At 72.5% G+C, this 14,582-nt stretch carries 11 protein-coding genes; 3 read left to right on the top strand and 8 right to left on the bottom strand.

What is annotated here, in order from left to right; translation table 11 throughout:
• Nucleotides 1–4 precede the first annotated feature (4 nt).
• From ACZ4AA_RS21895 to ACZ4AA_RS21860, 8 genes are all read right to left on the bottom strand, one after another.
• Complete coding sequence (locus tag ACZ4AA_RS21895; protein ID WP_467604731.1) at nucleotides 5–859, bottom strand: hypothetical protein; 855 nt, start codon at nucleotides 857–859, stop codon at nucleotides 5–7.
• On the bottom strand, nucleotides 856–1,887 hold the full coding sequence (locus ACZ4AA_RS21890) for an ABC transporter ATP-binding protein (RefSeq protein WP_467604727.1): 1,032 nt from the start codon (nucleotides 1,885–1,887) through the stop codon (nucleotides 856–858). Before ACZ4AA_RS21890 ends, ACZ4AA_RS21895 begins: the two co-directional genes overlap by 4 nt.
• The gene (locus ACZ4AA_RS21885; protein WP_467604723.1) at nucleotides 1,884–2,924 is read right to left on the bottom strand and encodes an ABC transporter ATP-binding protein; all 1,041 of its coding nucleotides are present in this window, start codon (nucleotides 2,922–2,924) and stop codon (nucleotides 1,884–1,886) included. Before ACZ4AA_RS21885 ends, ACZ4AA_RS21890 begins: the two co-directional genes overlap by 4 nt.
• 5 nt (nucleotides 2,925–2,929) lie before the next feature.
• On the bottom strand, nucleotides 2,930–3,883 hold the full coding sequence (locus ACZ4AA_RS21880) for an ABC transporter permease (protein ID WP_467604718.1): 954 nt from the start codon (nucleotides 3,881–3,883) through the stop codon (nucleotides 2,930–2,932).
• Nucleotides 3,880–4,935 (bottom strand): ABC transporter permease, encoded by a 1,056-nt coding sequence (locus ACZ4AA_RS21875; RefSeq protein ID WP_467604713.1) that lies wholly within the window; start codon nucleotides 4,933–4,935, stop codon nucleotides 3,880–3,882. Before ACZ4AA_RS21875 ends, ACZ4AA_RS21880 begins: the two co-directional genes overlap by 4 nt.
• A gap of 3 nt (nucleotides 4,936–4,938) precedes the next feature.
• Nucleotides 4,939–6,783, bottom strand: a complete 1,845-nt coding sequence (locus ACZ4AA_RS21870) for an ABC transporter substrate-binding protein (RefSeq protein WP_467604710.1) — start codon at nucleotides 6,781–6,783, stop codon at nucleotides 4,939–4,941.
• A gap of 294 nt (nucleotides 6,784–7,077) precedes the next feature.
• The gene (locus tag ACZ4AA_RS21865) at nucleotides 7,078–8,469 is read right to left on the bottom strand and encodes a M20/M25/M40 family metallo-hydrolase (protein ID WP_467604706.1); all 1,392 of its coding nucleotides are present in this window, start codon (nucleotides 8,467–8,469) and stop codon (nucleotides 7,078–7,080) included.
• A 122-nt stretch (nucleotides 8,470–8,591) separates the two neighbouring features.
• Nucleotides 8,592–9,608, bottom strand: coding sequence for a MurR/RpiR family transcriptional regulator (locus tag ACZ4AA_RS21860; RefSeq protein ID WP_467604703.1), 1,017 nt, complete (start codon nucleotides 9,606–9,608; stop codon nucleotides 8,592–8,594).
• Between the two features lie 479 nt (nucleotides 9,609–10,087).
• Between ACZ4AA_RS21860 and ACZ4AA_RS21855 the strand changes: the two genes are divergently transcribed.
• From ACZ4AA_RS21855 to ACZ4AA_RS21845, 3 genes are all read left to right on the top strand, one after another.
• A complete protein-coding gene (locus ACZ4AA_RS21855) occupies nucleotides 10,088–10,627 on the top strand; it encodes a helix-turn-helix domain-containing protein (protein ID WP_467604699.1) in 540 nt (179 codons plus the stop codon).
• Between the two features lie 4 nt (nucleotides 10,628–10,631).
• Nucleotides 10,632–12,020 carry a diaminopimelate decarboxylase gene (lysA, locus tag ACZ4AA_RS21850; protein ID WP_467604696.1) on the top strand — a complete coding sequence of 463 codons (1,389 nt, stop codon included), beginning with the start codon at nucleotides 10,632–10,634 and terminating at the stop codon, nucleotides 12,018–12,020.
• A gap of 449 nt (nucleotides 12,021–12,469) precedes the next feature.
• Entirely contained in the window at nucleotides 12,470–14,533 is a 2,064-nt protein-coding gene (locus ACZ4AA_RS21845; protein ID WP_467604693.1) for a S9 family peptidase, read from the top strand.
• Nucleotides 14,534–14,582: the final 49 nt, after the last annotated feature.

The following is a 14,582-nucleotide window of genomic DNA, read 5'->3' as shown; positions in this document are numbered from 1 at the left end:
CCGGTCAGGGGCGAGGGGCCGTGCCGGGTGCGGCGGCACGGGGGATGAAGCGGTACGCGGCGAGCCCGCCCGGCAGCCGCAGGCAGGAGACGGCCGTGCGGTCGTCGAGCAGCCGGGCGAAGGTGGGCGTGAGGCGGCCGCGCAGCCGGGCGGCGTGCTCCGGGCCGGCCTCGGCGCGCAGCCGGTGCCAGTCGTCGGGCAGGATCACGATCCGGTCGTCGCCGTCGTCGTACACCTGGCCGACGTTCCAGCCGCCCGGCGGCGGACCGGGAGCAGGCGCGGCGGGCCGTGCCGGGGCGTCCAGGTGCCAGGAGACGATGAAGCGGTCGGTGGACTCGCCGGTGGCGGCGCCGAAGCCCGAGGCGCCGTACATCGCGGGCTTGAACGCGTCCACCACCGTGCCGAGCACGTCCAGGTTGAAGTGGGCGTTACGGGTCTGCATCGGGTCGTACGCCCAGCGGATCAGCGTCGTCCCCTCGGCGAGGCAGCGGTCGCGCTGGCCGAGCTTGAGCAGCCGTCCGATGCCGAGGCCCTGGCGTTCGTGCGCCACCACGGCCAGCTGTGAGTACTGGTACAGGCGTGGGCCCTGCCCGTCGGTGCCGCGTTCGCGGGCGAGGAAGCTGTAGGTGAATCCCACCAGTGCCTCGCCGAGATAGGCGCCGACGACCAGGCCGCTGTTGTCCTGAAGGGCGGTCAGCAGACGTGGGTTGAGGCTGCCGTCGCCGGGGCGCAGGCCCATGACCCGGTCGTACAGCGCGATGCAGTCGGCCATTTCCAGGGGGCCGTCCACGTCACGGACGACCAGCGGAGGAGCCTGCCGGGCACCGGCCGCGCACCTCGGGGTCGCCGTCGCGTTCACGACATGCTCGCGAGGTGACACGCGGCCCGGCCGCCCGCGGGCGCCTGCGCCGGCAGGACCGGCAGTGTCCGCCGGTCGCAGCCCGCTTCCGCGCGGCCCGCCGTGTCGAGGCCGGCCCACACCGGGCAGCGCGGATGGAACCGGCAGCCCGCGGGCACGTCCGTGGGGTCCGGCGGCTCGCCCTGGAGCAGCTGGGGCCGTCGCTCGCCGCGCCCGCCCTCCGCGGACACCACCGACAGCAGGGCCTTGGTGTACGGGTGTTTCGGCGCGAGCAGGACCTCCTCCACGGTGCCCACCTCGACGATCCGGCCCAGGTACATCACCGCCACCCGGTCGGCGATGTTCCAGGCCAGGCCCAGGTCGTGACTGACCACCAGGGAGGACAGACCGAGGTCGCGGCGCAGGTCGAGGACGAGCTTGAGGATCTCGCCGCGCACGGAGGCGTCCAGAGAGGCCACCGGTTCGTCGGCCACGATCACCGAGGGTTCGAGCGCCAGCGCGCCCGCGATCACCACGCGCTGCTGCTGCCCGCCGGACATCTCGTGCGGGAAGCGCGACAGGAACTGCCCCGGAGGGCGCAGCCCGGCCTTGGACAGGGCGGAGTGCACGCGCTGTTCGAGGCCGTCCTTCATCCGGTGCAGCCGGGGACCCTCGGCGACCGCGTCGAACACGTTCTGCCGTGGGTTCAGGGCGCCGCCGGGGTCCTGGAGGACGAACTGGACCTGGCGGCGGTGCGCCTTGAGCGCGGCGCTCGTGTAGCGCAGCGGCACGCCGTCGCACAGCACCTCGCCCGACGTGGGCTTGACCAGCCCGGTCAGGGCGCGCGCCAGGGTGGACTTGCCGCAGCCGGACTCGCCGATCAGGGCGAGGATCTCGCCGCGGCCCAGCTGGAGGTCGACGCCGTCCACCGCGCGGGCGGGCCCGCGGCCTGCCCGGGGCGGGTAGGTGATGTGCAGGTCGCGGACCTCCAGCGCGGGCGCCGTGGCCGCGTCGGATCCGGTGACCGTGCCCGTGGTGGTGACGGTCATGAGCGGGCTCCTTCCGGGGACGGTTCGGGCACGGGCGAGGCCGTGGAGAGGTTCGGGAATCCGGGCAGGACCCGCAGGCACGCCGACTGCCGTCCGGGACCGGCCGGCCACAGCTCGACGGGGGTGCTGTCGCAGAGCTCGTGCACGTCGGGGCAGCGGGCCGCGAAGGGGCAGCCCGCGCCCAGCGCGGCCGGGTCGGGCGGGTCGCCCGGCAGGCCGGCCGGTGCCCGGCGGGAGGCGGGGTCGCCGATGGTGGGGAAGGCACGGGACAGCGCCTGGGTGTAGGGGTGCTTCGGGTCGTCGAGGAGTTGCCGGGACGGGCCGGACTCGACCAGTTCACCGGCGTACATCACGGCCAGCCGGTCGCACATCTGGCCGAGCACGGACAGGTCGTGGCTGATCATGATCACGCCGATGCCCTCGTCGCGTACCAGGTCCGACAGCAGGTCCAGGATCTGCGCCTGCACCATCACGTCCAGCGCGGTCGTGGGCTCGTCCGCGATGATCAGGTTCGGGCGGCAGGCCAGTGCCATCGCGATCATGATGCGCTGACGCTGACCGCCGGAGAACTCGTGCGGATAGCTGCGCATCCGCCGCGCCGGGACGCCCACCGACTCCAGCAGCTCGGCCGCGCGGGCGCGGGCCTGCTTGTCGGTGATCCGTCCGCCCTCCTCGCCGGCCCTGCGGCCGTGCAGCAGGATCGGCTCGACGATCTGGTCGCCGACGGTGTGCACCGGGTTGAGGGCGGTCATCGCGCCCTGGAAGACCACGGAGGCCTCCGCCCAGCGCACCGCGCGCATCCGGCTCCAGTTCGCGGTGAGCAGGTCCTCGCCCTGGTAGAGCACCTGGCCGGTGACCTCGGCGGCGGCCGGAAGCAGCCGCAGCAGGCTCATCGCCAGGGTGGACTTGCCCGAGCCGGACTCGCCGGCCAGGCCGAGCGTCTGCCCGGCGTCCAGCGTGAGATCCACCCCGCGCACGGCGGGCACCGTGCGCCCGCCGCTGCGATACGTGACCTTGAGGTCCTTGACCTCCAGCATCGCGTTCAACGTGTCTTCACCGACCTCGGGTTGAGAATGGTCTCCACGGCGCGGCCGGTCAGGGTGAAGCCGAGGACGACGATCAGGATGGCGATGCCCGGCGGGTACAGGTACCACCAGGCGCCGGCGGTGACGGCTCCGCCGCTCAGCGCCGAGTTGAGCATGGCGCCCCAGGAGATGCCGGTCGGGTCGCCCAGACCCAGGAAGGTCAGGGTCGCCTCGGACAGGATCGCCGAGGCCACCGTCAGCGTGGAGGAGACCAGGATCAGCGGGGTGACGTTCGGCAGGACGTGCCGCAGCATCACCTGCGGTCCGCCCGCGCCCAGCGCCCTGGCCCGTTCGATGAACGGTTTGGCCTCCACCGCGAGGGTCTGCGCCCGCACCAGCCGTGCCGTCGACGACCAGCTGGTGACCGCGATGGCGATGGTGATGGACGCGGTGCCCTGTCCGATCACCGCCGACAGCGAGATGGCCAGCGGCAGGCTCGGCAGCGCGATGAACCAGTCGGTGAGGTGCATCAACGCCTTGCCGATCCAGCCGCCGTAGTGCCCGGCGACCAGGCCGACGGTGCTGCCGAGCACCACTGTCAGCACGGTCGCCATCAGACCGATGGACAGCGAGGAACGGGCTCCCCAGATGACCAGCAGGAGGATGGAGCGTCCCTCCTGGTCCGTGCCGAGCGGGTAACCGCCGGTCGGGGAGTGCAGCGAGGGCCCGTCGACCTTGATGACGTCGAGGTCGTTGTCCGAGATGAACAGCGGCGCGCAGACGGCCAGCAGGCCGAACACGACCAGGATGCCGAGGCCGGCCACGCCGGAGCGGATGCGCACGAAGGACCGTACGAAGTTGCTGAATCCGGCGCGACGCGGGGTCGCCGCGGCCGGTGGGACCGGCGGCGCGGGGTCGGCCCCGGCCTGCGGCGGGGAGACGGCCATGGTGAGGGGTTCGTGGTCGGTCACTGGGCACGCACCCGGGGGTCGAGGAAGCGGTAGATCACGTCGGCGAGCAGGTTCATGAGGATCACCGACGCGCTGAAGACGATGAACGTGCCCTGGAGCAGCGGCAGATCGGGCACCTTCAGGGCCTGGTAGCTGAGTTGGCCGAGGCCGGGCCAGGAGTAGACGGTCTCCACGGTGATGGCACCGCCGAGCACGGTGCCCAGGTGCATGAAGATCATGGTGACCGAGGGCAGCAGCGCGTTGGGCAGCGCGTGCCTGCGGCGCACGTCGTCGTCCCGCAGGCCCTTGGCCCGCGCGGTGAGCAGGTACGGGCTGCCCAGTTCGTCGATGATCGACGACCGCATGACGGCGACGTACTGGGCGAAGACCACCAGGACCATGGTGAGACAGGGCAGGACCAGGTGCTTGGCCACGTCGAGGACGTGGTCGAGGCCGCCGGTGATCGCCGGGTCGCTCATCCCGCCCGCCGGCAGGATGCCGGGGAACGGGCCGATGCCGACGCTGAAGGTGATCAGCAGGATCATGCCGAGCCAGAAGGTCGGCACCGACCACAGCGTCAGCGAGGCGCCGGTGGCGATGCGGTCCAGCCAACTCCCTTGCCGCCAGCCGGACCTGACGCCGAGCCAGAGACCGAGTACCACCGAGATGGCGGTGGCCGTGCCCATCAGCAGCAGGGTCGGCCACAGCCGGTCGCCGATGAGGGAGCTGACCGGCTGCTGGAACTCCCAGGAGTCTCCCAGGTGACCGGTCAGGGTGTCGGTGACGAAGTGGAAGAAGCGTTCGGGCACCGACTGGTCCAGGCCGAGCTGCTGGCGCAGCTGCGCCATCTGCGCGTCGCTGGTGGGTCGGCCGCGGGTGATGGACTGGACCGGGTCGGCCGGCATCAGGCTGAACAGGACGAAGCCGATGACGAGGGTGGCCAGGAAGCTGACGGCCGCGGCCACCAGCTTCGTGACCAGGTAGCGGGCGAATCCGGAGCCGGGCCGGCGCCCGCCGCTCGAAGCGGCGGGTGCGGCCGTCACGGCGCCGGTGGCGTCGATGGTGTCGGACACGGTCTACTCGCGGTCGTCGGAGGAGGAGCGGCGGCGTGCCATGAACACTCCGCCCGCGGCCAGGACGACCACCACGGCGGCCGAAGCGCCGATCAGCGTGCCGGAGTTGCCGCCGGAGGAGGAGGACGAGGCCTTGGCGGGCGTCGCGTTCAGGTACTGGTGGAAGGAGTCCTGCGCGGGGTAGGCGCCGGCGGAGTTCGCCTTGCCGTCCACGATGCCGCTCACGCGGTCGGTGCGGTACGCGGCGAGACCACTGGCGTTGTAGATCATGATGTTCTCGTTGGCCTTGTACAGGATGGCCTGCATCTGCCGCAGCAGATCCGCCCGCTCCTTGTCGTCGAAGGCGCTCTGCTGACGCAGGAACAGGTTGTCGTAGTTCTTGTCGCAGAAGAACGAGTCCGTGCTGCCGCCCTCGCCCTTGGCGTCGGGCAGCGCCGAGCAGGTCTGGATGCCCAGCAGGTACGTCGGGTCGGGACCGGTCGACCAGGAGTCCATCAGGATGTCCCAGTCGCCCTTGGCCAGGTCGGCGTTGAGCTTGGCGGAACTCATCGACTGGATGTCGACCTTGACGCCGATCTCCTTGAACCAGCCCGCGAGGTACGTGGACACCTTGGCGTCGCCGTCGTCGTCGGAGTGGATGCCCAGGCGGAAGTCCAGCTTGCGCTTCGACTTCGGGTCGACCCGTATGCCGTCCGAGCCCTTCTTGTAACCCGCCTCGTCCAGAACGGAGTTGGCCTTGGCGGGGTCGAAGCCGAACTTCTCGGAGTCGGAGGGCTGCCACGCGTACTGCGGCAGCGACTGCGGCAGATAGCTGCCACCGACCTCCGCCAGGCCGTTGCGGACCTTCTTCACGATGGTCGCCCGGTCGATGGCGCGTGCCAGCGCCTCACGCACCTTGACGTCGCCGAGCGCCGGGTGACCGGTGCCGATCTTCTTGCCGTCGCGGGTACGGGCGCCGCCGTTGACCTCGATGCCGCTCCAGCGGTTGCCGACCTGCTCGTAGGCCTTGATGCCGGACTGGCCCTTGAGGGCCTGGTACTGGGTGGGGTTGAGACCGCTGACGTAGTCCAACTGCCCCGAGCGCAGGGCCGCCACCGCGGCGTCCGTGTTCTTGAACGACTGCTCGATCATGTGGTCGTACTTGGGCGCGCCGAGCAGGAAGTCCTTGTTCGCGTCGAACTTGGCGTACTGCTCGGACTTGTAGTCCGTCAGCGTCCACGGGCCGTAACCGACGATCGGGAAGCTGTCGTTCTTGTAGTTCTTCAGGTCCTTGACGTGGGATTCCCAGATGTGCTTCGGCACGATCGGGATGCCCGACACCGGGATGCTGACCGACAGCATGGTGGCCTGCGGCTTCTTGGTCTTCACGACCAGCGTGGTGTCGTCCTGCGCGGTGACCGAGGCGAAGTTGCTCACCAGGGAGCCGTTGGCGGTGGCCGCCGTGGAGTTGCTCATGATCAGGTTGAACGTCCAGGCGGCGTCCTCGGCCGTGATCGGCTTGCCGTCGCTCCACTTCAGACCCTTGTGGATCTTGAAGGTCCAGGTGAGCTTGTCGCTGGAGGTCGTCCAGGAGTCCGCCAGATACGGCTTGACGCTGCCGTCCTGCTCCACTCGGTCCAGCGCCGGGTAGATGCCGGAGAACACGTCCAGGCTGCCCGCGAAGTAGGCCAGGAACGGGTTCAGGGAGTCGATGCCGATGCCGGTGATCGGCATCCGGAGCGTGCTGCCGCCGTCGTCGGCCACGGCGGCCGGCGCGAGGGTGAGGCCCGCGGCGGTGCCGAGCAGCAGTGACGTGGCGAGCGCGGCGGCCTTGCGGCCGATTCTGTGCGCAGGGGCGGGCGTGGTCATCGTGAACTTCTCCTGGAGGTGCCGGCGGCACGGGGCCGCGAGGGGACGGGAGATGGGACGGGAGATGGGACGGGGTCGCCGGGCCGCGGACCCGGGGACGGGCCGTGCGGCGCGACGGTGACTGTACGGTGCATCTATTGGTGTGTGCATTGGTTCATGCATTGGTGCATGCATGAATATGCGTGTGCATGCGGGGGGAGGGTGAGGCAGTGGGGCTCTGGTGGGCGGGGGAGACAGGAGCCGGTCCGCGGCGCCGTCGTCGGCCCGCCCGGGTTCAGCGGCGGTACGGGGCGGTCACCGCACCGCGCTCCGAGGCCCGGTGCCGGTGTTCGTGCCGGTGCCGGTGCGCAGGAAGTCCTCCATCACCCGAACGCCGAACTCCAGGCTGCTGACGAGGACCTGCTCGTCGACGCCGTGCACATACCGCCACGCGTCGAAGCCGGGCGGGGTCAGGCCGGGGCCGAACCCGTAGCACTGGATGCCCAGTCGGGCGAACGCCTTCGCGTCGGTGCCGCCCGACATGATGAACGGCAGCACCAGCGCCTCGGGATCGGCGCGGCGCAGCGCCGCCGCCATCTCCTCGAACGCGGCCGAGGTGTGGTCCGCGAAGACCGGCGCCGCGAAACTGTGGAAGGACCGCGAGACCTTCTCGCCGAGCAGGGCGTCCACGGTCGCGAAGAAGCCCTCCTCCGCGCCCGGCAGGATCCGGCCGTCCACACCGGCCGTCGCCTCGCTCGGAATGACGTTGTGCTTGTAACCCGCCTTCAGCATGGTCGGGTTGAGCGTGTTGGCGACGGTGGCCTCGACCAGCTTGGCCGCCTCGCCCAGCTGCGCGAGGGACGCGGGGTCCGCCGGGTCGACCGTGACGCCCAGACGGGCGGAGAGCCCCTCGATCAGCGCGGCCACCGCCGGCACGGTCCGCACCGGCCAGCGGTGCGCGGCCAGCGCGGCCAGGGTGGCCGCCAGGGTGGCGACGGCGTTGTCCGTGCCGGGCCGGGAGCCGTGGCCCGCCGCGCCGCGCGCCGTCAGGTCCATCCAGGCGCTGCCGCGCTCGCCGACGGCGATCGGGTAGAGCCGGGAGGCGTCCGGCAGATGGACCGAGTAGCCGCCGGACTCGCCGATCGCGGTGGTGACGCCCTCGAAGAGGTCCGCGTGCCGGTCGACGAGGAAGCCCGCGCCCAGCTCGCCGGTGTCCTCCTCGTCCGCGACGAACGCCATCACGATGTCGCGTGCCGGCTTCACCCCGCGACGCGCCCAGGAGCGGGCGGCCGCGAGCATCATCGCGTCCATGTCCTTCATGTCCAGCGCCCCGCGACCGAGGATCACGCCGTCGCGTATCTCCCCGCAGAACGGGTCGAAGCTCCAGTCGGCGGGTTCGGCCGGAACCACGTCGAGGTGGCCGTGGACCAGCAGCGCCGGGGCGTCGCGGTCCTCGCCGGGGATACGGACGACGGTGCTGGCCCGGCCCGGCGCGGACTCCAGCACGACCGGCTCGTAGCCGGACTCGGCGAGCAGCCCGGCGGTCCACTCGGCCGCCTCCCGCTCACCACGGGAGTCGCCACCGCCGTAGTTGCTGGTGTCGAAACGGATCAACCGGGCGCACAGCTCGGTGACTTCGGAGATCAGTGCGGCGTCCTCGGCGGGCGACAGGGCGCCGCCGTCCATACAGAGGGAGGGGTCGTTCATGAGGAGGAACCACTTGCTTTCCCGGCGGCAGGGCGCGAGGACAGGGCCTCTGCCGTCGATGGCTCAGCGAGACGGACTCGCGGAAACGGGGAACAGGCGGGACGAGGGAAAGGGAGGGGCGGTCACCGCGCGGGCGACTCGTCCTCGGACACGGCGGGTAAGCCGGCCGGGTCCGTGGCGCGGGGGCCGGGAAGCCCGGCGGCCGGCCCCGGGAGATCCGGCGCGCCCTCCGCCCCGCCCTCGGCGGCGACGGACGGCGCCTGGCCAAGTCCGTAGCTGCCCAGGGAGCGGAAGAGTTCCGCCCGGCGCCGGTTGCGCCGGGCCGCCCCCTTGGCGCCCGCGGCGGCCAGCGCCGCCAGCACATGGGCCGCCGCCGCCACCGCCGTCGGCGAGTGGTGCGGCGACTCGCTGCGGGTGTCCACCGCCAGGACGTGGGTGGCGAAGGAGCACACGGGGCTGGTGTAACTGTCGGTCAACGCGATCACCGAGGCGCCCAGCGCGCGGAACTCCCGGGCCACGTCCACCGTCAGACCGCTGTAGTTGCGGAAGCTGAACACGACCAGGACGTCGTCCGCGTGCGCGTCGCTGATCGCGTTGACCGCCGCGCCCGTCGCCGGCTGCACCAGGAACACGTCCCGCATGCTGCTGGTGAGGTCGCTGGTCAGCAGCGACGCGTACCCGGCCGACTTCAGGTCGCCGAGCACCCACCGCCGCCGCGCCCGCAACAGGGCCGCGGCCGCCAACTCCAGGGCGCCGTTGGCCTGGAGATCGGCCAGCGTGCGACGGAGGTTGCCCTCCTCCGCGGTGATCATCCGGCGCAGCGCCGACCGCTCCCGCGGCTCGGACTCCGGATCGCGGCTGGTGAACCGCAGATCCGGCTCGGCCAGGCGCAGGCCGCTCTCCCGGGCCGCCAGCAGACGCAGGTCGTCGGTGGAGGCGACTCCGGCCGCCGCCAGCAGTCCGTCGAGGTCCGCGGCGCTCGCGTCGGCGGCCCGCAGCAGTTGACCGGGACGGCGCTCCAGCGAGGCCGGGTAGTCCTCCGCCAGCACTTCGAACAGGCGCTGCGCGGCGGGACCGCACAGCTCGGCCGCGGCACGCAGCAGTTCGAGGGTCGGCGTAGGCGCCAGAGGACCGGTCACTGCTCACCCCTCCCACTCAGGACAGTCCACACCCGGGAATCCAGGTGGTGAACTGCATCTCTGCTGACAGTTAAACGTCGGCGTCAGATTGCTTGATCTAAGCGATGCGTGAGTCTTACTGTCGCCGCATGACCTCGTCAAGAGCCACCGGCGCGGAAAACTCTTCGGCCGATCCCCCCGCCTCGCGGCAGAACTCGCGCCGCGCCACGGACGGTTCCGCACATCCCGACGACGAATCGGGCAGCAGGGCGGGAAAGACCGACTCCACAGTCACCGGTCGAGGCACACGGCCCGACAGCGCGGACACGAGCCGAGGTGTCCGGGCCGGTAGTGCGGACACGGGCGGAGGTGTCCCGGCCGGCAGTGCGGACACGAGCCGAGGCGGCCCGGCCGACGGCGCGGGCACGGGGCGGGGCGCGCCGCCCGCCCCCACGGACACGGGTCGCAGCGCGCCTCCCGAACGGGCGGACACCGGCGACGTGCTCGCCGCATCCGTCGCCCGTGTCCGCCGCGCCGCCGGGCTCACCCTCAGCGCGGTGGCCACCCGGGCCGGCGTCTCACCTGCCTACGTCTCGCAGATGGAGTCGGGCGCCGCCAACCCCACGGTCCGCACCCTCTGCCAGATCGCCGACGCCCTCGGCGCCACCCCCGCCGAACTCCTCGGCGGCACCGGGCCGGTCACCGCCACACCCGCACCGGCCTTCCCGCCGCGCTTCGCCCCGGCACCGCTGCTCGCCCAGGCGGACGGGCACCACGGCATCTGGGACCTCACGGCCCCCGGCGCGAGCCGGATCGGAGCCCGGCTGCTCCACGCCGACCTCGGCGACCACGACCACCCGACAGCCCACCCGGGCGAGGAGTTCGCGCTCGTCCTCGCCGGCTCCTGCCGGGTGTCCGTGGGCGGTGTCGTACGGCTGCTGCGCCGCGCCGACAGCTGCCACTTCACCGCCACCGACGAACACCACTTCACCGACCCCAGCGACGACCTGCTGATGCTGGTCGTCCTCACCGAGGAGTAGCCCCGTGTCCACCGCTCCCTCCCTGCCCGCACCATGCGCGGGGACCCCGCTGCCCGACGGACTGGCCGCGGCCGCCTCACCCGAGACGGCCCCCGAGGTGTGGCCGCTGACCGCCCGTACCGTCGAGGGCCGGCTGTACGTGGGCGGCGTCGCCCTCGACGACCTGGCCGAGGCCTGCGGCACCGCGCTGTACGTGGTGGACGAGGCCGACTTCCGCCACCGCGCCCGGCTGTGGCGCGAGTCCGGCGCCGACCGGGTGCACTACGCCTCCAAGGCGTTCCTGTGCGCGGAGATGGTCCGCTGGGTCGACTCCGAGGGGCTGCACCTGGACGTGTGCAGCGGCGGCGAACTCCGGCTCGCCGTGGACACCGGCTTCGACGCCGCCCGGATCGTCTTCCACGGCAACAACAAGTCCGTACCCGAACTGGAGGCCGCCGTCGCCCACGGTGTCGGCGTGGTGGTCGTCGACTGCCTGGAGGAGATCGACCGGCTCGCGCGCGCCGCCGCGACGGCCGGCCGGGTCCAGGACGTCTACGTCCGGATCGCCCCCGGAGTCGCCGCCGAGACCCACGACTACATGGCCACCGGCGGCGACGACGTCAAGTTCGGCTTCCCGGTGCGCGGCGGCCACGCCGAGCGGGCCGTGCTCGCCGTCGTGGCGCGCCCCTCGCTGCGGCTCGCGGGGGTGCACTCCCACATCGGCTCGCAGATCACCGTCACCGAGGGGCTGACCCTCGCCGCCGAACGGGTCGCCGCCTTCGTCGCCCTGCTCGCCGAGCGGCACGGCATCACGGTCGAGGAGATCGACCTCGGCGGCGGCGCGGGCATCCCCTACCTGCCGGGCGAACCCCGCCTGGACCCCGCCGCGTTCACGGCCGCCCTGCGTGCGGGTCTGGACCGGGTACTCCCCGGCTCACCGATACGGCTCGCCGTCGAGCCCGGCCGGTCGATGATCGGCACCGCAGGGGTGACGCTCTACCGCGTCGGCGCCGTCAAGGACGGGCTGCGCCGCCGGTTCGTCTCCGTCGACGGCGGTATGAGCGACGCCCTGCGCTCCTCCCTCTACCTCGCCCGCTACACCGCGTGGACCGCCAACCGCCCCGCCGAGGGCGAGCCGGTGCACGCCGTGGTCGTCGGCCGCCACTGCGAGAGCGGGGACGTGGTCGTGCCCGACATCGCCCTGCCGGAGGACATCGCCGCCGGGGACCTCCTCGCGGTCCCCGCCACCGGCGCCTACCACCACGCCATGGCCAGCAACTACAACGCCCAGCCCCGGCCCGCCGTCGTCGCCGTACACGACGGCCGCGCCCGCCTCATGGTCCGCAGGGAGACCCCGGAGGACCTGCGCCGCCGCGACGCCCACGGCGAGCCGGTGCGGCTGACCGCCGGGTGACCCGGCGGGGCCCTTGTCCGTGTGGTCTCGGCCGCGCTCCCGCGTGGTCCGGGCACGCCTGTCGGTCAGACGGCGTGCGTGCGCGGCGTCGCGCGGGCATCGCCGTGACGCTCACGGCGAGCCGGTGCGGCTGACCGCCCGGTGACCCGGCGGGGCTCCGGTTCCTCTGGTCCCGGCCGTCCCCTGCTGCCGGTCCGGGCACGCCTGTCGCTCATGCGGCATGCGCGCGCGGGCTCCCGCGGGCGCCGCCGAGTCGGCAGACCGGCCCCGGGGCCTTCCGTTCAAGGGCCTGCCTCCGAGGAAAGTCCCCCGGGGACCGTCATCCCCTCCCCAAGGGCCCTTCTCCGGGGGCCTGTGACCCCGCACCCACAGCCCCCGTCCACGACAGCGCACGGCGGTCTGCCGCCCGCATCGCCATCCAACTCCCCCTCCCGTACTCGGAGTCACCCATGTCCACCGCACCCCACCAGCCCTACGGCACCTGGCCGTCCCCGATCACCGCCCAAGCGGTGGCCGACGCCTCCGGATCCACCTCCTGGCCCTCCGGGGCCGGCGAAGAGAACTGGTGGTGCTCGAACGACCCGGCCACCGCGACCGTACGGCTGCTGCGCAACGCCCCCGGCCACGAGAAGCCCGTCCCGGTGCTCGCCCCCGGCCTCTCCGTGCGCAACCGCTCCCTCGGCTACGGCGGCAAGCCGTACTGGGTACGCGCCGCGGACCCGGCCGCAGGCAGCCACCTGCTGGTCTTCACCGACCACGGCGACCAGCGCCTGTACCGCGTCGAGGTGCCCCGCCTCGGGGCCGCCGAGGACGACGCGTTCCCGGTGCCCGTGCCGCTCACCCCCGCCGACCCGCCCGACCGGGAGACCTGCTGGGCCGACCCGGTGACCGGCCCGGACGGGACCGAGGTGTGGTGCGTACGGGAGACCACCCGCACCGCCACCGGACCGCACGACGCCGACCCGGCACTCCGCACCGTGCGCGAGATCGTCGCCGTACCGCTGTCCGGTGCCGCCGCCGAGGACCCCGGCGCGCTGCGCGTGGTGGCCCGCTCGCACCACTTCCTCTGCGGGCACCGGCTCTCCCCGGATGGCGGGCGGCTCGCCTGGATCGGCTGGGACCACCCCCATATGCCGTGGGACAGCTCGGAGTTGATGGTCGCGGAGCTACACGACGGCGTCGCGGGCGAACCCGTCCGGCTGCTCGGCGGCATCCACGACGGCACCGAGGTCTCCGTCTCCCAGGCCGCATGGGCGGGCCCCGACACCCTCTACGCCATGGCGGACCCGGAAGGCTGGTGGAACCTGCACCGAGTCGACCTGGCCACCGAAAGTCCGACACCCACCGCGATCGCCAACGTCCTTCCTCTCCAGGAGGATTGCGCCGGACCCATCTGGCGCGTCGGCGCGAGCTGGTTCGCCGTGACGCCGTACGGGGTGGTGCTGCCGCACGGCGACGGCGCGCAAAAGCTGTCCCGTTGGGAGCCGGAGAACGGCGAGCTGACCGAACTCGCCGACGGTTGGAGCAGCTTCCAGGGCGACCTCTGGTCCGACGGCGAACGAATCCTGGTCCGCGCCGCCGACCCGAGCCTCGGCTCAGCCCTGTTGTCGGTGCCCCTGGCCCCCGGCTCCGGTCCGGCCCGACGCGCCAGGCCCAAGTCCGAGGACCCGCTGGCCTCTTGGCAGCCCCGGCCGGAACGCCGCACCGTCCTCGACGCGCAGGGCCAACCCGTCCACTTCGTGCTGCACCGGCCCACCCACCCCACCGCCACCGCACCCGAGGGCGAACTGCCGCCTCTGTTGGTGCAGGTCCACGGAGGCCCGACGAGTACCACCGGCGTCACCGCCGACCTGGAGTACTCCTTCTTCACGAGCCGCGGCTTCACGGTCGCGGACGTCGACTACGGCGGCTCCACCGGGTACGGCAGGGCCTACCGCGACCGACTGCGCGGCCAGTGGGGAACGGTGGACGTCGACGACTGCGTCACCGTCGCCCGCGCCCTGGCCGCCGAGGGCCTGGCGGATCCCGCCCGTACGGCCGTGCGGGGCGGCTCGGCCGGAGGCTGGACCACCCTTGCCTGTCTGGTGCACACGGACGTCTTCTGCGCGGGCACGGTCCTCTACCCGATCAGCGACCCGGCACGATGGAAGGCCGATCAGACCCACGACTTCGAGTCCCGCTACGTTGACACCCTCGTCGGCGTCCTCCCGCAGGACCAGGCCCTGTTCGACAAGATCTCACCCGCCGCGAACGCCGACCGGATCACCGCGCCGCTCGTGATGCTCCAGGGCGCGGACGACTTCATCTGCCGCCCCGACCAGGCCACTTGCATCGTGGACGACCTGGCCGAACGCGGAGTGTGGCACCGCTTCCTGCTCTTCGAGGGCGAGGGACACGGCTTCCGCCGCGCCGACAGCGTCCGCCGCTCCCTGCTGGCCGAGGTAGCCCTCTACCGCGAGGTCCTCGGCACCCACATCGCCCCCGACGTCCCCCTGGACGCCGACGCCCTGTGATCCCGTACGGCCGGGCGACGCCCTGCGCGTGCCCGGCCGTACAAGTGGC

This window comes from Streptomyces sp. NPDC024698, from assembly GCF_055559015.1.
Note: the sequence above shows the minus strand (reverse complement) of the source record. Positions and strands in the feature narration are given on the sequence as shown.